The sequence below is a fragment of the Aeromicrobium panaciterrae genome, assembly GCF_031457275.1.
Lineage (GTDB): Bacteria > Actinomycetota > Actinomycetes > Propionibacteriales > Nocardioidaceae > Aeromicrobium > Aeromicrobium panaciterrae_A.
Window position 1 is genome coordinate 2,263,593 of record NZ_JAVDWH010000001.1, and the last position, 22,490, is coordinate 2,286,082.

The following is a 22,490-nucleotide window of genomic DNA, read 5'->3' on the forward strand; positions in this document are numbered from 1 at the left end:
TGCCACACGTCCGGATCATCAAGAAGTCGGTCCGGCGCGCCCTATCCTGATGCGGTGAACCTGCCACCGTGTCCGTCCTGCGCCTGCGAATACACGTACGAGATGGGCGAACTGATCGTTTGCCCAGAATGCGCGTACGAGTGGTCGCCGGCCGAAGCCGAGGCCGCTGAGGCCGAGGCGCAGATCAAGGACGCGTACGGCACCGTCCTGAACAACGGCGACACTGTGACGATCATCAAGGACCTCAAGGTCAAGGGTCAGGCGTTGTCGATCAAGGTCGGCACCAAGGTGCGCAACATTCGGCTCGTCGACGGCGTCGGCGACCACGACATTGACTGCAAAGTTGACGGGTTTGGTCCGATGCAGCTGAAGTCCAGCGTGGTCAAGAAGGCTTGACGGTCTTGGCTGGCTGCCCAGGCGCCCAGCCCGGTGGGCCGAAGACATAGCCGAGCTTGTCTCGGAGCCGAGGCGCACGGCGGGCGTCCTGCCAGATGCGCTTGTATTCGCCGTACTGGAGCGACCACACGTTGTATGTCTCGACCGGCACTGTCAGCCCGTACGTGGGGCGATGCAGTTCAGGCTGGAACGACTTGAACATCCGGTCCCAGATGATCAGCATTCCGGCGTAGTTGCGATCCAGGTAGATCGGATCAGAGCCGTGATGCACGCGATGGTGTGAAGGCGTGTTGAAGATGAACTCCCAGAAGCGCGGCAGCTTCTCGATCTTTTCGGTATGCAGGTGGAACTGCCAGATCAGGTTGATTGAGAAGACGAAGTAGATCATCCACGGCGGCACGCCAAGGAGAGGCAACGGAAGCCACACGACGACCTCAAACCACTGATTCCACTTTTGCCTCAAGGCGGTCGAGAAGTTGAAGTAAACGCTCGAGTGGTGTGCTTGATGGCCAGCCCAGCCAAGGCGTACCCGGTGAGCGAAGCGGTGGTACGTGTAGAACAGCAGGTCGACACCGAGCAGCACGCCAACCCAGGTCCACGGGTTCTCGGCCGACAGATGCCACGGCGCCAGGTGCACGTAGATCACCGTGTAAAGCAGGAACGCTGCCGTACGAAACACCGCCGAGAACCCGATTGAGCCGAAGAACATCGTCAGGCTGGCCCGGGTGTCCTCCTTGAGGTAGCCCTTGACCATCACGTTGCCAGCAGCGACGTCTGCCTCACGGTCGTGCTTGGCCTCGTTCTTCACCGCTGCCATCTCGATGAACATGAACAACAGGAAGAACGGGATCGCGGCACCGGCCGGATCCTTCAGATTGTGCGAAAACGCCTCCCACATCCGGACATCGTCGCATGCGAGGTGGGCCGCCGACAGCAGTTCTGCTGCGGTCGTATGCTCGGCGGCATGGCTGACGTGACGATCCTCCACAACACCGCGTGCTCGACCTCGAGGCACGCCCTCGACGAGGCGTCCGTGTCCGGCATCGAGCCTGAGATCGTGCAGTACCTCAAGAAGCCACTGACCCGAGACGAGCTGCTCGACCTGATCGAAAAGCTCGAGGATCCCGCTGCCGATCTCGTACGCAAGGACGGCTTCTTCAAGGGTCTCGAGCTGAACCCCGACGACTACACGACGCCTTCGGCCGTCGCTGATCTGCTCGTTGAACATCCCCGCCTGATGCAGCGTCCCGTGCTCGTACGCGGAGACCGCGCCATCATCGGTCGACCCAAGGACCGGGTCGCCGCGTTCTTGGCCTAGACGGTCGAGCCGGCGAATTGGGCGCTGTAAAGACGCTCGTATGCGCCACCCGCGGCTCGCAGAGAGTCATGCGTGCCCTGTTCGACGATGTGGCCGTCTTCCATCACGACGATGTGGTCGGCGTCGCGAATCGTCGACAGACGGTGAGCGATCACGAACGACGTGCGACCCGAACGCAGTTGCTCCATGGCGCCCTGCACCAGCGACTCCGTACGGGTGTCGACCGAGCTCGTTGCCTCGTCGAGCACCAGGATCGCCGGGTCGGCGAGGAACGCACGCGCGATCGTCAACAACTGTCGCTGACCTGCGCTGACGTTGGTGCCCTCGTCCTCGATGATCGTGTCGTAGCCGTCGGGCGACGTACGCACGAAGTGGTCGACGTACGCAGCCTCTGCAGCCGCCATGACCTGTTCTTCGGTCGCGCGGTGTGCGCCGTACGCAATGTTCTCGCGGATCGTCCCCTTGAACAGCCACGTGTCCTGAAGCACGACGCCGAAATTGTCGCGCAGCAAACTGCGATCCATGTGCGAGATGTCGACATCGTCGAGCGTGATCCGCCCAGCCTGGACGTCATAGAAGCGCAGCACGAGATTGGTCAGCGTGGTCTTGCCCGCACCCGTCGGACCAACGATGGCAATCGTCTGTCCGGGCTCGGCGGTCAGATTGAGGTGCTCGATCAGCGGCTCATCCGGCTTGTACGCGAATGAGACGTCATCGAACACGACGCGACCGCGTATGGGATCGGGGAACGGCGCGTCGGCAATGTCGGCGCTCTCTTCGGGCTCGTCAAGCAGACGGAACACTCGTTCCGCCGAGGCAAGACCCGACTGGAGCAGGTTGATCATTGCGGCGACCTGCGTCAGCGGCTGGGTGAATTGGCGTGAGTACTGAATGAACGCCTGTACGTCACCGATACTCAGCGAGCCGGATGCCACGCGCAGACCACCGATGACGGCGACGAGCACGTAGTTGAGGTTGGACACGAACATCATCACGGGCTGGATCACGCCGGAGATGAACTGCGCCTTGAACGCCGCCTTGAACAGATCGTCATTGCGCTCGTCGAACACCTTGCGAGCCTCGGCCTGGCGTCCGAACACCTTGACGACCTCGTGGCCGGTGAAGACCTCTTCGATGTGCCCGTTGAGCCGCCCGGTGCTGGCCCACTGCGCCATGAACTGAGGCTGCGAACGCTTGGCGATCGCCTTGGTCAGCAGGAACGCGATGGGGATCGTTCCGACCGCAACCAGAGCCAGAAGCGGCGAGATGATCAGCATCATCGTGAGCGTGCCAATCACCATCAGGATCGAGGTGAGGAGCTGGCTCATCGTCTGCTGGAACGACTGCGCGATGTTGTCGATGTCGTTGGTCGTCTTGGACAGCACTTCTCCGCGTTCGGTCTTGTCGAAGTACGACAGCGGCATCCGGTGAATCTTGGCTTCAACATCGTCACGGAGAGTCGCAACGGTGCGCTGCACGACGGTCGTCGTGACGACACCCTGGAACCACGTCAGGACCGATGCGACGACGTACAAGACGAGTACGGCACCGAGCACCCACGAAAGCGACGTGTAGTCGATGCCCTTGCCAGGCTGCAGGTCGACTGAGCCCACGAGCGATGCGAGCTTGTCCTCGCCATTCGCGCGTAGCTGCGCGACGACCTCCGCCTTGGTTGCGCCGTCCGGGAACTTGCTCGACAAGAAGCCCGTGAAGACGATGTCAGTTGCGTGACCGAGGATCTTCGGTCCGACGACCGTGAGGATCGTGCCGACGACACCAAACGAGATGACACCCCAGACAAGGAGACGATCGCGCAGGAGTCGCTCGGCGAGGCGTTTGAACGTCGCCTTGAAGTCCTTGGGCTTGGCCGGTGGAAGTCCGAGCATCGGCCCACGCATCGCACTCATGCGGCCTCCTCCTCCGTCAACTGGGAGAGGACGATCTCGCGGTAGACCTCGCAGGTCTGCATGAGATCCGGGTGCTTGCCCGTGCCAACCACTCGTCCTTCATCGAGCACGACGATGCGATCGGCGTTGCGAATCGTCGAAACCCGCTGGGCGACGATGACAACTGCGGCATCCGCGGTGACGGCTCGCAGCGCATTGCGCAGAGCGGCATCGGTCGCGTAGTCGAGCGCCGAGAACGAGTCGTCGAACAGGTAGATCGGTGGGCGCTTGACGATCGCTCGAGCAATTGCGAGCCGCTGGCGCTGACCGCCCGACACATTCGTACCGCCCTGGGAGATCGGCGCGTTGAGCTGCTCGGGCATCTTCATGACGAAGTCTTTGGCCTGCGCGATCTCGAGCGCGTCCCAGAGTTCTTCGTCCGTCGCGTCGGGTCGCCCGTACTTCAGGTTGGAAGCGACCGTGCCGCCAAAGAGGAACGGTCTCTGAGGCACCAGCCCAATGGCCGCCCACACGTTCTCGGGGTGCAGCGACCGAATGTCGTGTCCGTCGATACGGATCGTGCCGGCCGTGGCATCGAAGAGGCGTGGGATCAGGCTGAGGAGTGTCGTCTTGCCGCTGCCGGTGGAGCCGATGATTGCGGTGGTCTCCCCCGGTCGGGCAATCAGATCGATCTCGTGCAGTACGTCCTGCTCGGCGCCCGGGAATGCGAAGGATGCCTTCTCGATGTCGATGCGGCCTTCGCCAAGCGTGACCTCGACGGCATCGTCAGGCGCCAGCACGCTGGGTTCGGTCTCGAGCACCTCGGTGATGCGCTCGGCCGACACCTCGGCACGCGGCCACATCATGAACAGGAAGGTCGCCATCATGACCGACATCAGGATCTGGGTGATGTACGCCTGAAATGCCGTCAGCGTGCCTACATCAAGGTCGCCGCTGCCGACCCGGAATCCGCCGATCCAGGTCGCGAGAACCACCGACACGTTCATGATCAGCATGACGAGCGGGAAGAACAGGGCGGTGAGTTTGCCGACCGAAATCGCGACGTCCATGTTGGCGTGGTTGGCATCGCGGAACCGCTCGGTCTCGTAGTCCTCCTTGACGAAGGCACGAATAACCCGGATGCCCATGATCTGCTCGCGCATGACGCCGTTGATGTCGTCGATGCGCTCCTGCAGCTGCCGGAACAGCGGACGCAGCCGGCGGATGATCAAAGACAGGCAAAAGATCAGCACGGGGAGGACGAAAACCAGGATCCCGGACAGCTCGACATCCTGACGCAATGCCATCACCAAGCCGCCGACCCCCATGATCGGCGCAGCGACGAGCATCGTCAGGAGCATGAACACCAGCAGCTGGACCTGCTGCACGTCGTTGGTGGTGCGGGTGATCAGTGTCGGAGCGCCGAGCTCAGTCATCTCGCGCTGCGCGAAGGTCTCAACCTTGCCGAAAATGCCGGCCCGCATATCGCGGCCGACAGCCATCGACGTACGGGCTCCGTAGTAGACCGCGATGATCGTGCAGATCACCTGGAGCACCGTGAAGCCCAGCATGACCGTTCCTGTGCTCACGATGAAGCCGGTGTCGCCCTGGACGATGCCTTTGTCGATGATGTCGGCGTTCAGACCCGGCAGGTAGAGGTTGGCGATCGTGCCAGCAAGCTGGAAGAAGATGACCACTGCAAGCGGACCCTTGTAGGGCGCGAGATAGGTCCGCATCAGCGGGATGAGCATTACTGCAGGTTATCCCGCCGGTACGACGGGACAAGCCGACCTACATCAGATCCTTGAGCTCCTGGGGCAGCTCGAAATCGTCCTTGCCACCAGCGGGGAAGCCGAATGCGCTCGCGCCATCCACCTTCTTGGTGGCCGCGGCCTCAGCCGCGCGCTTGGCGGGGTTGCCGGAGACGCGCTTGCCCTTCTTCTGCTGCGGCTTCTGCTTGGCACCCGCACGCTTGCCAGGACCGGGCAAACCAGGCATTCCCGGCATACCGGGCATCCCTGGCATTCCGCCACCCTTGGCCATTTGCTGCATCATCTTGCGGGCGTCGAAGAACCGGTCAACCAGCTGGTTGACGTCCTTGACCTGCGTTCCCGAGCCCTTGGAGATGCGAGCTCGGCGGGAGCCGTCGATCATCTTGGGGTTGTCGCGCTCGGCCGGTGTCATCGACAGGATGATCGCCTTGATGCGGTCGACTTCACGCTCGTCGAAGTTGTCGAGCTGTTCCTTCATGGCGCCCATGCCCGGGAGCATGCCCATGAGCTTGGACATCGAGCCCATCTTGGCCATGGCTTCCATCTGGCCCAGGAAGTCCTGCAGGGTGAACGAACCACCCATGAGCTTTTCGGCGGCCTTGTTGGCCTCCTCCTCATCGAAGACCTTTTCGGCCTGCTCGATGAGGGTCATCATGTCGCCCATGTCGAGGATTCGCCCGGCCATGCGGTCGGGGTGGAACACATCGAAGTCGGTGAGCTTCTCGCCGGTCGAGGCGAACATGATCGGGCGACCGGTGATGGACCGTACGGACAGTGCCGCACCACCGCGTGCATCGCCGTCGAGCTTGGTCAGCACGACACCGGTGAAGTCGACACCCTCAAGGAATGCCTGCGCTGTCGTGACAGCGTCCTGACCGATCATCGCGTCGATCACGAACAACACTTCGTCGGGATCGACGGCCTTGCGAATGTCGGCTGCCTGCTGCATCAATTCGGCATCGATGCCGAGGCGTCCGGCGGTGTCGACGATCACGACATCGTGGAGTGTGCGTTGCGCTTCCTTGAGGCCCGCCTTGGCAACCTTGACCGGATTGCCCTTGCCATTGCCGGGCTCGGGCGCAAAGACCGTGACACCAGCCTGCTGGCCCACAACCTGCAGCTGAGTGACGGCGTTGGGACGCTGGAGGTCGGCCGCAACAAGCATCGGCGACTTGCCCTGCGACTTGAGCCAGAGTCCGAGCTTTCCGGCGAGCGTGGTCTTGCCCGCACCCTGGAGGCCGGCCAGAATGATGACGGTCGGCCCGGTCTTGGCGTAGCGGATGCGACGCGTTTCGCCGCCGAGGATCGTGACGAGCTCGTCGTTGACGATCTTGATGACCTGTTGGGCCGGGTTGAGTGCCTGGCTGACCTCTGCACCTGCAGCGCGCAGCTTGACGTTGGCGATGAACTCGCGGACGACCGGGACCGCGACATCGGCGTCGAGCAGGGCGACTCTGATCTCGCGCGCAACGGCGTCGATATCAGCCTCAGACAGTCGACCCTTGCCACGAAGGTTCTTGAACGCCGACTGGAGCCGGTCTTGCAGGGTGTCGAACATGTGGAGACGGTGTCCTTGGATCAGGTATGAGGGTGTGCCAAGCCTAACGGGTTAGCCGAGAGCCGCCTCGACCCGATCGCGCAGGTCGGCAGCGGTTGCGTCGTCGAGACGGTTGCCGTCGGCGTCGACGACGTAGAACACATCGCGTACCTCGGTGCCGTACGTCGACATGTGCGCCGAACGAATCGAGAGTCCGGAGGACGCGATCTCGTGGCACACGGTCCACACGAGACCGCGGCGGTCGTGCGCGCGGACTTCCAGCAAGGTTGCTGTCTCCGACAGCCGGTCGAGGATCCGGATGCGTGAGCCCACGGCATCATCAGCCGGCTTGAGTTCGAGTCGTGCAGCGAGGTCAATCTCGCCAGCGAGCGCGGGTCGAATCCGCTCGCTCAGTCGACTCGCGTCGACGTCTTCCCGCGAAACCTCCCACAACGACGCCGCCGCATCGCCGAGAGTCACGGTGCGTGCGGAGCGAACCTCCAGCCCAGCAAGCGCGATGGCACCTGCAAGATCAGCCATCAAACCGTGCCGATCAGAGGTCACGACTGTGAGCAAGGAACCGTCCTTGTGCGCTTCAACCTCAAGAGTGAAGTCAGCCGGCCCAGTAGTGCCGTGCTCGGGAATCGGAACCTGGGCGGGCCACCCCTCGTACGCCTGCGGGTCGGGACTCGCGACGGCATCATCGAGCTGAGCCTGCGTCTTGGAGACCAGACCTTCGATCAGGCCCCGGCGCCACGTCGTCCACGCCGCCGATCCGGTTGCCTGAGCATCCGAGGCTGACAACGCGGCGAGCAGTTCCAGGAAGTCAGCCGACTCCACGACCTCGGCGACGTTCGCCGCCGTCGACGGATCCTCAATATCTCGCCGCGTGGCGATCGTCGGCAGCAGGAGATGCCAACGTACGAGTCGTCCGATCGTCGCTGCGTCCTCTGCGTCAAAGCCCCACCGCGTGGCGATTGCCACGGCCATCGGTTCACCTTCGACACTGTGGTCACCGTCGACGCCCTTGCCGATGTCGTGGAGCAATGCAGCGACGGCCAACAGATCCGGACGAGCGACGTCGCGCTGCACCTCGGAAGCGAACACGCAGGTCTCCAGGCTGTGGCGATCGACCGTGAAGCTATGCACCGGCGATGACGACCCCCGAAGCCTGACCGGTCCCCACTCGGGGAGCAGGCGATCGATCACTCCCGCGAAGTCGAGCTCGTCCCAGACCGGGATGAGGCCCGGGCCTGCCGTGAGTAGGTCGACCATCAGCCGGGTCGACGACTTGGGCCACGGATCGTGCATCTCGCCCATCGTTGCGGCCAGCCGAGCCGCGGAACCCGCGCTCAACGGGTGGCCGTCTCGAGCGGCCACAGCCGCAGCCCGCAGAGCAAGCTCCGGATCGATCGCCGGATCAGCGCGCTGCATGACAATAACTTCACCGTCGAGCAAACCGACGCCTTCGGCCAGACGAGTGACGACGGGACCTGTGGCCGAAATCTTCGGCTTGCGCGTCGGAGCAACGGCGCGATCGATACGGCGCCACGCCAATGAACACAGGTGCGCGATTCGACGGCCCAACTGGCGGGTGTGAAGGTCGAGTTCCTCTGGATTCATATCGAGCAAGCGGGCGACTTCGGGGATCAGCTCCGCGTCCAGCCGCTCGACGCGTCGGCCGCTCACTTCGTGAAGCGCGTCGCGTACGTCCAGCAACGAGTTGCGCAGGCTCTCGGATTCTTCGTGCGGCACGTCGATCAGCCAGGTCGCGACCAGCGCGCGGAGGATCACGCTGTCGCGCAGCCCTCCCCCGGACTCCTTGAGGTCCGGGACAGCCGAGTGCGCCAACCAGCCGGACCGTTCGATGCGGGCCAAGCGAGCTTCACGAACCTCCTGGACACGCGTACGAGCCTCGCGCCTCCAATCAGCCAGCACCTCCGAGCGAAGTGCAGTGACGAGCTCAGAGTCACCGGCTACCGCGCGAGCGTCGAGCATGCCCATCGCCGCTCGGTGGTCTGTCGCAGCCGCTTCACGCATCTGCACCGTGTCGCGTACGGAGTGGTCAAGGGCGACATTGTCGTTCCACAGCGGGTACCAGATCGCCTCGGCGACCGCTCGTACGTGATCCTCGTCGAGCCCTGGCTCGTGCAGCAGGACAACGTCGAGATCGCTGAACGGCGACAGCTCGCTACGCCCGTAGCCACCAACTGCGACGAGCACGATTCCGGACCCTCCGCCATCGGCGGTGGCCTTCGCAAAGAGCTCACGCAGCGTCTCGTCGGCCTCGAGGGCACGATCCCTTCGCCGCTGCGCCAGCTCGTTCTCGGGAAGCACCTGCTTAGAGCGCTGCCTCATCGGTCTCGCCAGTGCGGACACGCACCACGGACTCCACGGGAATGACCCAGACCTTGCCGTCACCGATCTTGCCGGTCTTGGCAGCTCCAGTAATCGTGGCGACCACCTTCTCCACCTCGGCGTCATCGACGACGACCTCAAGGCGGATCTTCGGAACCAGCGAAACGTCGTACTCAGCGCCGCGGTAGACCTCGGTGTGACCCTTCTGCTGGCCATAACCACTGGCCTCAGTCACCGTCATACCGGCGATTCCTGTGGCGGCGAGAGCCTCGCGGACCTCTTCCCACTTGTGCGGCTTGACGACCGCAGTCACGAGCTTCATCTTCAGTCCCCTATCCCAGTCCGCCGGTCGACGATCCCGCGTGATCGTACGCGGTCTCCAGGTGTTCGACCTGATCGATGCCAGTGATTTCGTGCTCTTCGTCGATGCGTAGGCCGATGAGCCTGTCAATCACGGTAGCGATCACGTACGTACACGTGAATGCGTAGACGAGCACGACCGCTGCGGCAACGACCTGCTTGCCGAGCTGATCGAGGCCGCCACCGTAGAACAGCCCCGGCTGACCGAAGCCGAGCAACTCAATCGCTGCGTTGCTGGCGAGCAGGCCGATGAGGAGCGTGCCGACGAGGCCCCCGACCAGGTGAACACCGACCACGTCGAGCGAGTCGTCGTAGCCGAGCTTGAACTTGAAGCCGATCGCGAAGGCACAGATGCCGCCGGCGACCGCGCCGACCACAAGGGCGCCCATCGGTGAAACCGAACCACACGAAGGTGTGATGGCGACGAGACCGGCCACCAGGCCGGAGGCTGCGCCGAAACTGGTGCCCTTGCCTTCGCGAAGTACCTCGATCGCGAGCCAACCGAGCATGGCAGCGGCGCCTGCAGCGACGGTGTTGATCAGGGCGAGGCTGGCGAGATGGTTGGCGCCGAGCGCCGAGCCCGCGTTGAAGCCAATCCAGCCGAACCAGAGGAGTCCCGCACCAAGGAGCACGGACGGAAGGTTGTGCGGACGCATCGGGTCGCGCTTCCAGCCAACTCGTTTGCCGACGACGAGCGCAAGGGCCAGGGCCGACGCACCGGAGCTGATCTCCACGACGGTGCCTCCCGCAAAGTCGAGAGCGCCGAGCTTGTTGGCGATCCATCCGCCCTTGGCGTCTTCGGTGTCGAACGCAAAGACCCAGTGAGCGACAGGCGCATAGACGACCGTGAGCCACACCGGTACGAACAGTGCCCAGGCGACGAACTTCATCCGGTCGGCGACAGCGCCGCTGACCAGGGCAACCGTGACAATCGCGAACGTCAGTTGGAAGACGACGAATACGTACGTCGGAATCGTGCCGGTCAGGGTCTCAGGCGTGATGCCGTTGAGACCAACATGTCCAAGCCCGCCGACCAGCCCGCCGGTGACGTCGTCATCGAAGGCCAGGCTGTACGCGTACAGGAACCATGCGACCGGGACGATCGCCATCGCGATGAAGCTCATCATCATCATGTTGAGCACGCTCTTGGCACGCACCATGCCGCCGTAGAAGAACGCCAGGCCCGGAGCCATCAGCAGCACAAGGGCCGATGAGGCCAGCATCCATGCGGTATCGCCTGCGTTCATGTCGCCTCCACGTTTTTGATGTACCCGCGTCGGTCGCGGACACTATCGCACCGCGACATTCTCGGTGTCGTGAACGAGAAGCAACTCCGGCGCCGCACCCGTGCGGGTACGGCGCCAGTGCTGTGATTCCAGTCTTTAGAGGGCTGCCTCGTCGGTTTCGCCAGTACGAACGCGTACGACGGACTCGACGGGAATGACCCACACCTTGCCGTCACCGATCTTGCCGGTCTTGGCGGCACCACTGATCGTGGCAACCACGCTGTCGACATCGGCATCATCGACGACGACCTCGAGGCGGATCTTCGGAACCAGCGAGACGTCGTACTCCGCACCGCGGTAGACCTCTGTGTGACCCTTCTGCTGGCCATAGCCACTGGCCTCAGTCACGGTCATACCGGCGACACCCGCAGCGGCGAGAGCCTCGCGGACCTCTTCCCACTTGTGCGGCTTGATGACTGCTGTAACGAGCTTCATTCTCAGAGTCCCTTCGTGAGGTGCGAGCCGCCGCCGGAGCCGGCAAATTCGTATGCGGTTTCGAGATGTTCGATCTGGTCGATGCCGGTCACTTCAGTCTCTTCGCTGACACGGAACCCGATCGTCAGATCGAGCAGCTTGCCGAGGATGAGCGACACGGTGAACGAGAAGGCCGCGACGGCGCCGACTGCGAGTGCCTGGTGGCCGAGCACGGTCGAGTCGCCTCCGTAGAAGAAGCCTTCGCTTCCGGAGTAGTTGGAGATGAAGCCGAGCGACAGAGCGCCGACCGCACCGCCGACGAGGTGAACGCCCACGACATCGAGCGAGTCGTCGATGCCCAGCTTGTACTTGAGGCCCACGGCGAAGGCACAGATCGCGCCTGCCACGAGTCCGAGGCCGACAGCGCCAACGGGTGTCACGAAGGCACACGCAGGCGTGATGGCCACGAGTCCGGCCACAGCACCGGAAGCGGCGCCGAGGCTGGTTGCCTTCTTGTCACGGACGAGCTCCACGAGCATCCAACCGAGCACGGCTGCAGCTGTGGCGACCATTGTGGTGAAGAACGCCTGACCGGCCAGCGCGTTCGCACCGAGTGCCGAGCCTGCGTTGAAGCCGAACCAACCGAACCACAGGAGTCCGGCACCGAGCATTACGAGCGGCAAGCTGTGCGGACGCATCGGGTCGCGCTTCCAACCGACGCGCTTGCCAAGAACCAGTGCCAGGGCGAGGCCTGCTGCACCGGCGTTGACGTGGACAGCGGTACCACCGGCGAAGTCGAGGACGCCCTTGGCGGCGAGCCAACCGGCGCCTTCGCCGTCTTCGTTGCCGAAGTCGAAGACCCAGTGCGCAACCGGGAAGTAAACGATGCTGACCCAGAGCACGGAGAAGATCAGCCAGGTGACGAACTTCGCGCGGTCAGCGATGGCGCCGCTGATCAGCGCAACTGTGATGATCGCGAACATCAGCTGGAAGGCCGCGAACACCAGCAGCGGGATCCCGTAGACCGAGCCGTTGAGAGTCGTCTCGATGGAGGTCATGTGCTTCATGCCTGCCCAGTCAAGACCGCCCCACAGGCCGCTCTTCTCCTCGCCGAACGCAACTGAGAAGCCGTAGAGCACCCAGAGCACCGAGACGACGCTGATGGCGCCGAAGCTCATCATCATCATGTTGAGCACGCTCTTGCTGCGTGTCATCCCGCCATAGAAGAACGCCAGGCCGGGCGTCATGAGCAGGACCAAGGCCGAGCTGGCCAGGACCCACGCGGTATCACCGGTATTCATGGAACCTCCGAAGTCGTCGTACGCAGGCATGGACAACACCCGCTGCGCTACAGGCTGTTATCGGACGGTTTCGATATGGGTTTCGTCGTGTTGCGGCAATGTCACGAATCGGCAGGTTGTGTTAACAGCAGGTAAACCCGCAGGTCACTCGAGGAGAGCGTCAACAAAATCTTCGGGATCGAAAGGTGCAAGATCGTCCACACCTTCGCCGAGTCCGACGAACTTCACGGGTACGCCGAGCTCACGCTGGACAGCGATCACGATGCCGCCCTTGGCCGTGCCATCGAGCTTGGTCAGCACGATGCCGGTCACCTCGACGACTTCGCCGAATACGCGAGCCTGGGTCATACCGTTCTGGCCTGTTGTGGCGTCAATGACGAGAAGTACCTCGGTGACGGGCGCCTGCTTCTCAATCACGCGCTTGACCTTGCCGAGCTCGTCCATCAGGCCGGCCTTGGTGTGCAGGCGGCCAGCGGTGTCGACCAGCACCACGTCGACCCCGTCAGCGATGCCCTTCTGGACCGCGTCGAAGCCGACACTCGCAGGATCGCCGCCCTCAGGTCCACGCACGGTGTTGACACCGACTCGTTCGCCCCAGGTTTGGAGCTGTTCGGCAGCGGCGGCACGGAAGGTGTCGGCGGCACCGAGCACGACGGACTTGTCTTCAGCCACGAGAACGCGGGCGAGGCGTCCGACGGTCGTTGTCTTGCCGGTGCCGTTGACGCCGACAACGAGGACGACGCCAGGCTTTCCGTCGGCACCTGTCGACTTGAGCGAGCGATCGTTGCTCGGGCCGATCAGAGCGATGAGCTCTTCGCGCAGCACCGTACGGGCATGGTTGGGATCCTTGATTCCTTCGACTCGCATACGGGTCTTGAGCTGCTCGACGAGCTCGTCGGTCGGACCGACGCCCACGTCAGCGGCAAGCAGCGTGTCCTCGATCTCTTCCCATGCGGCGTCGTCCAGGCTCGCGCGACCGAGGACTGCGAGCAGACCTTTGCCGAGCGTGCCTTGTGAGCGAGCGAGACGGGCACGCAAACGTACGAGTCGGCCCTTCGGCGCCTCGGGACGCTCAAGCGTCGGTGGAGCGGGTTCGGGGGCCGGCTCGGGTTCCAGTGCAGGCTCTGGCTCCGGAACAGGCTCGGGTGCCGGCTTGGGCTTCGGAGCAGGCTTGGGTTTGGCGACCGGCTCCTCGAGCTGTGGTTCCGGGTGCTCGGGATGCTCGATGACCTCTTCGGTAATCGCATCGAGCTCATCCGGCGGCGGAAGCTCTGCCCGGCGCCGGGAGATCACCAGACCGAGACCAGCGCCGAGAACGACGACAACACCGGCGAGGATCAGCAGCAAGGTCAGCGTGGTCACACCGCGATCCTAGAGGCTAGGACGGCTCGGATTCCTGAAGCAGCGGCGTGACTGCGTCCTTGATCGACTGCGGGATGCGTATGACCTTGCGCGTCTCGGCATCGACGTACACATGGACGAACCGCCCGATCGCGGCCGGCTCGTCGGTGTCTCCCTGGAACAGGCCGATGCGGTACTCGATGCTCGTGCCGCCGATCTTGGTGACGGCGATGCCAGCCCGGACATCCTCGGGGAATCCGAGGGACCGTTTGAAGGTGCACTGGGTTTCGACCACCAGGCCGACGGCGTCCAGCTTGCGAATGTCGGTGCCTGTGGCTTCCATCAAGTAGCCGTTGACCGCGGTGTCGAAGTACGAGTAGTAGACCACGTTGTTGACGTGGCCGTAGACGTCCTCGTCCTCCCACCGCGTCGTGATGGTCCGCAGCGTCGGGAACTCCGTACGCAGCGTGGCCTGACTCAAGCCGAAGCCTCGTCACGCAGGCGCTGGCTGATCACGGCTGAGACGCCGTCGCCGCGCATCGAGACGCCGTAGAGCGCGTCGGCAACTTCCATCGTGCGCTTCTGGTGCGTGATCACGATCAGCTGCGAGCTGGCGCGCAGCTCTTCGTAGATCTCCAGCAGACGACCGAGGTTGGTGTCATCGAGAGCCGCTTCAACCTCATCGAGGATGTAGAACGGGCTCGGGCGCGCCTTGAACAGTGCGACCAGGAATGCCACCGCGACCAGCGAGCGCTCACCGCCGGAGAGCAGCGACAGTCGCTTGACCTTCTTGCCAGGAGGCCTGGCCTCCACGTCGATGCCGGTCGTGAGCATGTTCTGCGGGTCGGTCAGGATCAGCGATCCCTCACCGCCCGGGAAGAGTCGTGAGAACACGTCGGCGAACTCGCGCTCAACGTCGTACCAAGCCTCGGTGAAGACCTGCTCAACCTTCGCGTCAACCTCTTCGACGATCTCCAGCAGATCCTTGCGAGTCTTGCGCAGGTCCTCGAGCTGCTCCGACAGGAACTGGTGACGCTCCTCAAGCGCACTGAATTCCTCAAGGGCAAGCGGGTTGACCTTGCCGAGCATCGCCATGGATCGCTCCGCGGCGCGAAGCCGCTTGGTCTGCTCGTCGCGGTTGTACGGAACTGCAGGACCGGGCTCGGCGGCGTCCTCGCCCTCCTCGGGCGTCTCGGCGATCGGTGTCACGAGCTGATCCGGGCCGTAGTCGGCGATCAGCTCTTCGATGTTGAGGCCCAGCTCTTCGAGGGCCCGGGTCTCAAGTCCTTCGAGGCGCAGGCGCATCTCGGCCCTGGCCATCTCGTCCTTGTGGACTGAGTCGGTGAGTCCGTCGAGCTCGGTGCTCAGCTCGCGCAACTTGATGCGTACGCCTCGCAGCGTCTCCTCGCGACCGGAGCGTGACGACTCGATCGTTCGACGGAGCTCGGAGGCTTGCAGAACCGACTGCTCGAGCCGCACGAGCACGCGATCGCTCGCGGCGATCACAGCCTTGGCGGTTTCGGCCTCACGGAGCTGACGTTCGCGCCGTTCTTCGGCCTTGATGCGGGCCTGACGCTCGGCGGCGGCGGCCTCGAAAAGTGAGCTGACCTGCGCGGCAAGGGCACGGGCGCGCTCTTCGTTGGTACGCAACGCGAGCCGAGCGTCGGTCTCGGAGCGGCGACCAGCGGATGCCTTCTCGGCAAGTTCCTCGAGCAGGGTCGTGTCCGGCTCTTCCTCCGGCGCGGACTCGGCCTGCTGGAGTCGGTCCTCAAGCTCGGCGAGTCCTGAGAGGTCGACATCGCGAGCCTCGGCCGCCGCGTTGATCGCCGTCGTCAGTCGATCGGCCTCGCCACGTGCAGCTCGCGATGTGGCGCCCAGGTGGCCGAGATTTTCGGCGACTGCAGCCATCGTGGCGTCCGACTCGTGAAGTCGACCCAGCGCCGCATCGACGTGATCCTGAGCGACAACCCGACGAGTCTCGGCACCTTCGATCTCGAAGCGAAGGCGCTCCAGCGTGTGCACCGCTCGCTCGAGGTCTTCGGCGGCTGTCTCGATCGCAGCCTTGACCTCGATCAGGCTCTGCTTCGACGACGATCCACCTGACGCGAAGTGCGGACCCAGGACGTCGCCGTCACGAGTCACGGCAACGACATCAGGAGATTGGGAGATCAGCTGACGGGACTGCTCAAGGTCATCGACCACAGCGACCTTGTAGAGCAGCCGCCGCAACGCACCCTGCAACTTGGCGGGACCATCGACTACGTCAATCGCGTAGGTCGCGAATGCTGGCAATCCGGGCCACGACGAGTCATCAACCTCGCCGCCGCCGAGCAACATGCCAGCACGCCCAAGGTCCTCAGACTTGAGCTTCTCCATTGCCGAGACAGCGGTGTCGAGGTGATCGACAGCGACGGCATCCGCGGCTGAACCGAGGGCCGAGGCGATTGCGGTCTCGAACCCACTGCGTACGGTCAGCAGTGCTGCAACCGAGCCAAGGAGCCCACTGATCTCGTCGGTCGCCGCAAGCAGCGCGCCCGCGCCGTCCTTGCGGGCCAGACCCAGCTCGAGCGCTTCCTTGCGTGCGGCCAGAGCGGACTGCTGACGCTCAGCCTCTTGCGTCTGGGAACCGAGCGATGCCAGCTGTTCGACGATTTCGGCGAGGGCCGTTTCGGCCGTCTCGAGGTCCTCGTCGAGTCCAGACTCGCCAGCGTTGAGTCCAGCGATCGTGTTCTCGAGCGAGCTGAACTCACGGTGCGCGTCCGTGGCGCGAAGCTCGGCCTCGTCACGCGCCACTGTCAGGCGGCCAATTTCTTCACCGGCTGCTGTGGCGCGACTCTTGAGCGAGTTGACCTGGCCATGGAGCCGGGCCAGACCTTCACGCTGATCGGCGGCGGCACGAAGCAGACCCGCAACGCGACGCTCTTCGGCTGTGTAGGCGGCTTCGGCTGCATCCTTCGCAGCGATCACCTGCTCGAGAGATTCGGTTGCTTCGGATACGCCGGCATCGAGCTGCTCGTGCTTGGCTTGCGCCGCACGTGCTTCGGCCTCGAGCGCTTCGGGGTCACGACCGACTCGACGATCGTCAGCCTCGACAGCAGCTAGGCGCACGCGCTCGTTGGCCAGACCAGCCGTACCGCGGAAGCGTTCACGCAGACCCGACAGCGAGTACCAGGTCTCTTGGGCAGCGGCCAGACGCGGAGAGTCCTCGCGCAGCTGGTCCTCGAGCACCGTCTCCTGTTCGCGAGCCTCGGCGATCGCCGCCTCGACTGACTGTCGGCGATCCTTCAACGCGGTCTCGTCGGCCAACTCCTCGGCGATGACCTTGCGTGCCTGCGTCACGTCGTCGGCGAGCAAGCGGGCCCGGGCGTCGCGTACGTCGGCCTGGATGACGGCGGCTCGGCGAGCGACTTCGGCCTGACGACCGAGCGGCTTCAACTGACGACGAAGCTCGGTGAGTACGTCGTTGAGTCGAGTCAGATTGCCTTGTGTCGCATCAAGCTTGCGGAGCGCCTTCTCTTTGCGCTTGCGGTGCTTGAGGACACCGGCAGCTTCTTCGATGAAGCCGCGACGCTCCTCGGGCGTGGCGCGCAGGACACTGTCGAGCTGGCCCTGGCCGACGATGACGTGCATCTCGCGGCCGATACCCGAATCGCTCAGCAGTTCCTGGACGTCGAGGAGTCGGCAGGTGTTGCCGTTGATCGCGTATTCGGATCCGCCGTTGCGGAACATCGTGCGGGTGATCGTGACTTCGGTGTACTCGATGGGAAGCGCGCCATCGGTGTTGTCGATCGTGAGTACGACCTCGGCGCGACCGAGCGGCGGGCGGCCAGACGTACCGGCAAAGATGACGTCTTCCATCTTGCCGCCGCGCAGTGACTTGGCTCCCTGCTCGCCCATGACCCACGCGAGGGCGTCAACGACATTGGACTTGCCGGAGCCGTTGGGGCCGACGACACACGTGATGCCAGTTTCGAACTGGAGAGTCGTCGAGGATGCAAAGGACTTGAACCCACGAAGTGTGAGGCTCTTGAGGTACAACGGTGCTCCTACGACGACGGCCGAGAGTGGACTTTAGGACACACTAGGCGACCGGTTGCCGCGGGCGACGGACTGTCGCCAGTTCAATCTTTCAGCGTCAGCGGTGACCGGCGACGGGCTCGAGCAGATCGCCCGCCGTCACGTGGTCAACTTGCTCACGCAGGGTCTTGAGGAGTCCGTCGTTCTCGACCTTGAGACGCAGTACTTCTGCCTCAAGATCGGCAATGCGGCGACGCAACATCGCAGTGTCACGAGACTGCGCTGATGTGGGGCCGCCGATGAAGCCGACAAGTGCTTTGGCCATGGAAATCTCCGCACAAAAAGGGTGGCATTTGGGGAAGGGCAGGGGCTGGCCTGCGTCTCTCAGTCTCCCACCGCAGGACTAGTGCGGTCAAATGCCTTTTTTCCCCGAATCCAAGCCTGATTTGTCTGCAGAGAAGCATCGATTGGTCGCCCGTCTACAGTGAGGCGCGTGGATCCTCTCTTCGAACCCGTCGTCGGCGAATGGAAGCGCAACTCCCCCCGTCTTGCCACCGTTCGTCGCATTCTGACCCTCGTCTTTTCGGCGGTATTCCTGGTCGCTGGCATCGCCCTGGCGCTCCTTTTGCCCGACGATCTGAGGTGGATCGGAGCGATCGTCGCTGCCGTCGCCCTGGCCGGTGCGGTGTGGGGCTGGATCTGGTCCGGACGTAACCAACGCAGTTGGGGCTACGCCGAGAACGCTGACGATCTACTCGTCACGAGTGGCGTGATGTTCAAGCGGCTCGTCGCAATCCCCTACGGCCGCATGCAGTTCGTGGATGTCGAAGCCGGCCCCCTTGCCCGCGCCTACGGCATCGCCACCGTCACGCTGCATACCGCGAGTCCTGAGACCGCCGCAGACGTACCCGGCCTCCCCGCCGATCAAGCGACCGCGCTCCGCAACCGGCTGACTGAGCTCGGCGAATCGCACGGCGCCGGTGTCTGAGTCCTCACCCGCAGTCACCGAGGCGGTAGGGCTGCGCACTCATCCGCTGACCGGGGTGGTCCAGGGGACGCTCTGGGCTGCTGCCGCAGTGTTCGGTCTCTTCAGCTCGATGTTCAGCGGCGAAGGTTTGAACGGGATCAACCCCGTGCTCACCGGCTTCATCCTGCTTTTCAGTGGCTTGCTGATCGGCATGGGTGTTGGTTTCCTGACCTGGCGATTCACCCGCTATGTGATCGACGGAACCGAGCTGCGCATCAACAGCGGCATCATCACCAAGTCGTCACGGCGCATCCCGTACGAACGCATTCAGTCGGTCGACATAGCCGAACCCCTCGTTGCTCGTATCTTCGGTCTCGCCGAGTTGCGCATCGAGATGGCGGGCGGCAAGAACTCCCGCACGTCGCTGCGATTCCTCAAGCTCGACGACGCCGGAGCACTTCGACGCGTACTGCTCGACCGAACCCACGGGCGAACGACAGCAGATGAGGCGCCCGATGAGCAGCGCAGCATCATCACGGTCGTCCCGCCCATGCGCATCATCATCGGCACGCTGCTGTCACTCGACTTCCTGTTCGCAGCACTCGGAACCGTCGGAGTGCTGATCGCGGCGCTGTGGTTCGGCAACGTGATTGCGTTCATCGGCGGCATCATCCCGCTGGCCTCCTGGCTCGTGCAGATCGTCGGTCAGCGCGTCATCCAGCAGTGGGACTTCACCCTCTCGCGCGGTGAGCGTGGTCTGAGGATCGAGCGCGGTCTGTTGTCTCGTACCTCGCAGACCATCCCGTACGACCGCGTCCAGGGCATCGCGATCAAAGAACCCTTGGTGTGGCGGCGTCTTGGCTGGCAGCGACTCGAGGTCGACGTCGCCGGGTATGCCTCCCAGGGCAGCGAGAGCGAAGGCAACAATGCCAACTCGACCCTCCTCCCGATCAGCGACGCGCCTCTCGCGAACGCGATCATCGCCGAACTGCTCCCCGGCGCAGACCCTGCGATCGGCAACCGCACGTACGCGTCGCCACGATCGTGGTGGTTCGCACCGATCGGTTTCCGCTACCGCTGGGTTGCTGCCAACGCTGCAACCTTCGTGGCCAGCGAAGGCTGGATCCAGCGGACGACCAGCATCGTGCCGCATCACAAGACACAGTCGGTGGAGCTCAGCCAGGGACCGCTTCAGCGCCGTCTCGGACTGGCCACAGTCGAAGTGCACTCGCCCAAGGGTCCCGTCGATGCAGACGGCAGGAACCTCCCGGCCGATGCTGCTCGCGCGACGATGTTGGCACAGCTCGACCGCGCACGAGAGGCCCGCTCATGATCCTCCGCCCGATAGAACAGTCCGATCTCGACGCCTGGCGTCCGCTGTGGGACGGCTACAACGAGTTCTACGAGCGCACAGGCGATGCCGCCCTGAGCGAGGAAGTCACCTCAACGACCTGGGCACGCTTCTTCGATCCCGCCGAGCCGATCTTCGCTATGGTCGCCGAAGGCGACGGTCAGCTCGTCGGACTCGTCCACTATCTGTTCCATCGCAGCTCATCGCGCATCGACCTCGTCTGCTATCTCCAAGACCTCTTCACGTTGCCGACAGAACGAGGCAAAGGCGTTGGGCGTGCACTGATCGAGGCGGTCAGCGAGCGAACTCACGCCGAGGGCATCAAGCGCGTCTACTGGCAGACGCATGAGACCAACACACCAGGTCGACGGCTCTATGACTCGGTCGCAGAGAACCAAGGCTTCATCGTCTACGTCCGCGACCAGCCCTAGCCGCCTGAGGTCGGGTCCTCGGCTCCTGCGTCTAGCGGTGAAGTGACCTCACGTGAGTCGAGCCAACCGTCTGGCACCGAGACGCGCTTGGGCGTCCCCTGGCGACCACGAGGTGTGCCGAGCTCAGCCACCGGATAGGCCTCGGTCGGGTCGAGCCGACCCAGCAGCTCGTCGAGCTGTGCGTAGGACGACACCATCCCGAGCTGGCTGCGGACATCCTTACCAGCGGCAAATCCCTTGAGGTACCAGGCAATGTGCTTGCGGAACTCGATGCAGCCACGTTCCTCGCCGAGCAACTCGCCGAGCAGCTCCGCGTGGCGACGCATCACGCCGGAGACCTCGCCGAGCGTCGGAAGCTGCAGCACGTCCTCGCCATTGAACGCAGCGGCAAGATCGCGGAACAGCCACGGACGTCCGAGGCAGCCGCGGCCGACGACGACGCCGTCAACGCCGGTCTCGTCGACCATACGAATCGCGTCGGCAGCTTCCCAGATGTCGCCGTTGCCGAGCACCGGGATGTCGACCGCCGCCTTGAGCTCAGCGATCGAGTCCCAGTCGGCTCGGCCCGAGTAGTGCTGAACAGCCGTACGACCGTGCAGCGCGATCGCGGCGCAGCCGGCGTCCTGCGCGATGCGGCCTGCGTCGAGATAGGTCAGGTGTTCGTCGTCGATGCCCTTGCGAGTCTTCATGGTTACGGGGATCCCGTACGGTTTTGCCGCACTGACTGCTGCGGTCAGGATCTCGCCGAGGAGCGTCGACTTCCATGGAAGGGCCGCGCCACCGCCCTTGCGAGTCACCTTGGGAACGGGGCATCCGAAATTGAGGTCAACGTGGTCGACGCCGTGATCGGCGCACAGGATTTCAACGGCGCGACCGACGTACGTGGGATCAATGCCGTATAGCTGCACCGACCGAACGGTCTCGTTGGGTGCGAATGTCAGCATCGCCATGCTGGTTTTGTCACCTTCGACGATGCCGCGCGACGTGATCATCTCGCACACGTAGAGGCCCGCGCCCTGCTCAGCGCAAAGTTGGCGGAATGCCGCATTGGTCACGCCTGCCATCGGCGCAAGCACCACGGGTGTCGCGACCTCGAGGTCGCCAAGGCGCAGAGTGCGCGGCACGGTGGCAATGGACATACGCCCATTGTCCCATCCGGATGACGGGACTACGGGGTCCAGGTGATGACGTCCTTGGCAGACCCTGTCTGCAGGTCAACCGACTGGAGCGCCTTGCCCTTGGGTACGAGGTAGACCAGGCACAGATCCGCCGACGCTCCCGGGAGGAACGTCTTGGGCAATGCCGGCGAAGGGCACGGCTTGAAGGTGCCGACCAGCTCGTTGGCCTGCCGAATCGTGTTGGCCGAGTCGTGCGAGTAGATCGGTAGAGCTGCGCCACCCAATCCGGCCGGACCCTCGTTCTTGACCGTCACTTTGACGTAGAACGGCGTCGACTGCTTGGACTCCTCATCGAGCGAGAAGAACCTGAAGTCCTTGATGTCTCCCTTGCGCACCTCGGTCACGGTGACCGTGATGGCGCTCGCAGCCGCATTGCCCACCTGATAGACGACACTCGCCGAGTCGTCTTCGGTGAGCACCGTGCCGCCCTTGGTCAGGGTCACTCCGTCGGGCAGGTCGAAGCCCTTGGGCACCGGTACGCCTTCGTCCTTGGCATCCGAACCGCAGGCGGCGACGGCGAACATCGCCACAACAGCGGCGACGATCAGAGCAGGGCGTTTGAGTGTCGACACCTGCC

Annotated in this window: 20 protein-coding genes; 5 read left to right on the forward strand and 15 right to left on the reverse strand. The window is 63.8% G+C overall.

Annotated features, from left to right (window positions below):
• The first annotated feature begins 54 nt into the window (after positions 1 to 54).
• Positions 55 to 396, forward strand: coding sequence for a zinc ribbon domain-containing protein YjdM (locus J2X11_RS11610; protein ID WP_309971040.1), 342 nt, complete (start codon positions 55 to 57; stop codon positions 394 to 396).
• Here the strand turns inward: J2X11_RS11610 and J2X11_RS11615 are convergent.
• Positions 383 to 1,294, reverse strand: a complete 912-nt coding sequence (locus tag J2X11_RS11615) for a sterol desaturase family protein (RefSeq protein WP_309971043.1) — start codon at positions 1,292 to 1,294, stop codon at positions 383 to 385. The two genes, J2X11_RS11610 and J2X11_RS11615, sit on opposite strands and share 14 nt — an antisense overlap.
• Before the next feature lie 66 nt (positions 1,295 to 1,360).
• On the opposite strand from J2X11_RS11615, the gene J2X11_RS11620 reads away from it, so the two are divergent.
• Positions 1,361 to 1,714 (forward strand): arsenate reductase family protein, encoded by a 354-nt coding sequence (locus J2X11_RS11620; protein WP_309971046.1) that lies wholly within the window; start codon positions 1,361 to 1,363, stop codon positions 1,712 to 1,714.
• Here J2X11_RS11620 and J2X11_RS11625 read toward each other — a convergent pair.
• The 12 genes from J2X11_RS11625 to J2X11_RS11680 all read right to left on the reverse strand — a co-directional run bounded on the left by J2X11_RS11625 (position 1,711) and on the right by J2X11_RS11680 (position 18,311).
• The gene (locus J2X11_RS11625; protein WP_309971049.1) at positions 1,711 to 3,621 is read right to left on the reverse strand and encodes an ABC transporter ATP-binding protein; all 1,911 of its coding nucleotides are present in this window, start codon (positions 3,619 to 3,621) and stop codon (positions 1,711 to 1,713) included. The genes J2X11_RS11620 and J2X11_RS11625 overlap by 4 nt on opposite strands.
• Complete coding sequence (locus J2X11_RS11630; protein ID WP_309971051.1) at positions 3,618 to 5,351, reverse strand: ABC transporter ATP-binding protein; 1,734 nt, start codon at positions 5,349 to 5,351, stop codon at positions 3,618 to 3,620. The genes J2X11_RS11625 and J2X11_RS11630 overlap by 4 nt, the downstream gene beginning before the upstream one ends.
• A gap of 40 nt (positions 5,352 to 5,391) precedes the next feature.
• Complete coding sequence (ffh, locus tag J2X11_RS11635) at positions 5,392 to 6,930, reverse strand: signal recognition particle protein (protein WP_309971054.1); 1,539 nt, start codon at positions 6,928 to 6,930, stop codon at positions 5,392 to 5,394.
• A 51-nt stretch (positions 6,931 to 6,981) separates the two neighbouring features.
• Positions 6,982 to 9,267 (reverse strand): [protein-PII] uridylyltransferase, encoded by a 2,286-nt coding sequence (locus J2X11_RS11640; protein ID WP_309971057.1) that lies wholly within the window; start codon positions 9,265 to 9,267, stop codon positions 6,982 to 6,984.
• Positions 9,251 to 9,589 carry a P-II family nitrogen regulator gene (locus tag J2X11_RS11645; protein ID WP_309971061.1) on the reverse strand — a complete coding sequence of 113 codons (339 nt, stop codon included), beginning with the start codon at positions 9,587 to 9,589 and terminating at the stop codon, positions 9,251 to 9,253. Before J2X11_RS11645 ends, J2X11_RS11640 begins: the two co-directional genes overlap by 17 nt.
• A 10-nt stretch (positions 9,590 to 9,599) precedes the next feature.
• Complete coding sequence (locus J2X11_RS11650; RefSeq protein WP_309971065.1) at positions 9,600 to 10,874, reverse strand: ammonium transporter; 1,275 nt, start codon at positions 10,872 to 10,874, stop codon at positions 9,600 to 9,602.
• Between the two features lie 135 nt (positions 10,875 to 11,009).
• Positions 11,010 to 11,348: a P-II family nitrogen regulator gene (locus J2X11_RS11655; protein WP_309971067.1), complete on the reverse strand. Its 339-nt coding sequence runs from the start codon at positions 11,346 to 11,348 to the stop codon at positions 11,010 to 11,012.
• Between the two features lie 2 nt (positions 11,349 to 11,350).
• Positions 11,351 to 12,628, reverse strand: a complete 1,278-nt coding sequence (locus J2X11_RS11660; RefSeq protein WP_309971070.1) for an ammonium transporter — start codon at positions 12,626 to 12,628, stop codon at positions 11,351 to 11,353.
• A gap of 144 nt (positions 12,629 to 12,772) precedes the next feature.
• On the reverse strand, positions 12,773 to 13,990 hold the full coding sequence (ftsY, locus tag J2X11_RS11665) for a signal recognition particle-docking protein FtsY (RefSeq protein ID WP_309971073.1): 1,218 nt from the start codon (positions 13,988 to 13,990) through the stop codon (positions 12,773 to 12,775).
• A gap of 16 nt (positions 13,991 to 14,006) precedes the next feature.
• Positions 14,007 to 14,450: an acyl-CoA thioesterase gene (locus tag J2X11_RS11670; RefSeq protein WP_309971077.1), complete on the reverse strand. Its 444-nt coding sequence runs from the start codon at positions 14,448 to 14,450 to the stop codon at positions 14,007 to 14,009.
• A complete protein-coding gene (smc, locus tag J2X11_RS11675; RefSeq protein ID WP_309971079.1) occupies positions 14,447 to 18,007 on the reverse strand; it encodes a chromosome segregation protein SMC in 3,561 nt (1,186 codons plus the stop codon). The genes J2X11_RS11670 and smc overlap by 4 nt, the downstream gene beginning before the upstream one ends.
• Positions 18,008 to 18,104: 97 nt before the next feature.
• Positions 18,105 to 18,311 (reverse strand): hypothetical protein, encoded by a 207-nt coding sequence (locus J2X11_RS11680; RefSeq protein ID WP_309971082.1) that lies wholly within the window; start codon positions 18,309 to 18,311, stop codon positions 18,105 to 18,107.
• Positions 18,312 to 18,479: 168 nt separating this feature from the next.
• Between J2X11_RS11680 and J2X11_RS11685 the strand changes: the two genes are divergently transcribed.
• From J2X11_RS11685 to J2X11_RS11695, 3 genes are read left to right on the forward strand one after another with little or no spacing between them, the layout of a single operon-like run.
• Entirely contained in the window at positions 18,480 to 18,974 is a 495-nt protein-coding gene (locus J2X11_RS11685; protein WP_309971085.1) for a PH domain-containing protein, read from the forward strand.
• Positions 18,967 to 20,286 carry a PH domain-containing protein gene (locus J2X11_RS11690; protein ID WP_309971088.1) on the forward strand — a complete coding sequence of 440 codons (1,320 nt, stop codon included), beginning with the start codon at positions 18,967 to 18,969 and terminating at the stop codon, positions 20,284 to 20,286. Before J2X11_RS11685 ends, J2X11_RS11690 begins: the two co-directional genes overlap by 8 nt.
• Positions 20,283 to 20,735 carry a GNAT family N-acetyltransferase gene (locus J2X11_RS11695; protein WP_309971090.1) on the forward strand — a complete coding sequence of 151 codons (453 nt, stop codon included), beginning with the start codon at positions 20,283 to 20,285 and terminating at the stop codon, positions 20,733 to 20,735. The genes J2X11_RS11690 and J2X11_RS11695 overlap by 4 nt, the downstream gene beginning before the upstream one ends.
• Here J2X11_RS11695 and dusB read toward each other — a convergent pair.
• Both dusB and J2X11_RS11705 read right to left on the reverse strand, forming a co-directional pair.
• On the reverse strand, positions 20,732 to 21,874 hold the full coding sequence (gene dusB, locus J2X11_RS11700; protein WP_309971092.1) for a tRNA dihydrouridine synthase DusB: 1,143 nt from the start codon (positions 21,872 to 21,874) through the stop codon (positions 20,732 to 20,734). The genes J2X11_RS11695 and dusB overlap by 4 nt on opposite strands.
• A gap of 29 nt (positions 21,875 to 21,903) precedes the next feature.
• Complete coding sequence (locus J2X11_RS11705; protein WP_309971095.1) at positions 21,904 to 22,485, reverse strand: hypothetical protein; 582 nt, start codon at positions 22,483 to 22,485, stop codon at positions 21,904 to 21,906.
• Between the last annotated feature and the right edge of the window lie 5 nt (positions 22,486 to 22,490).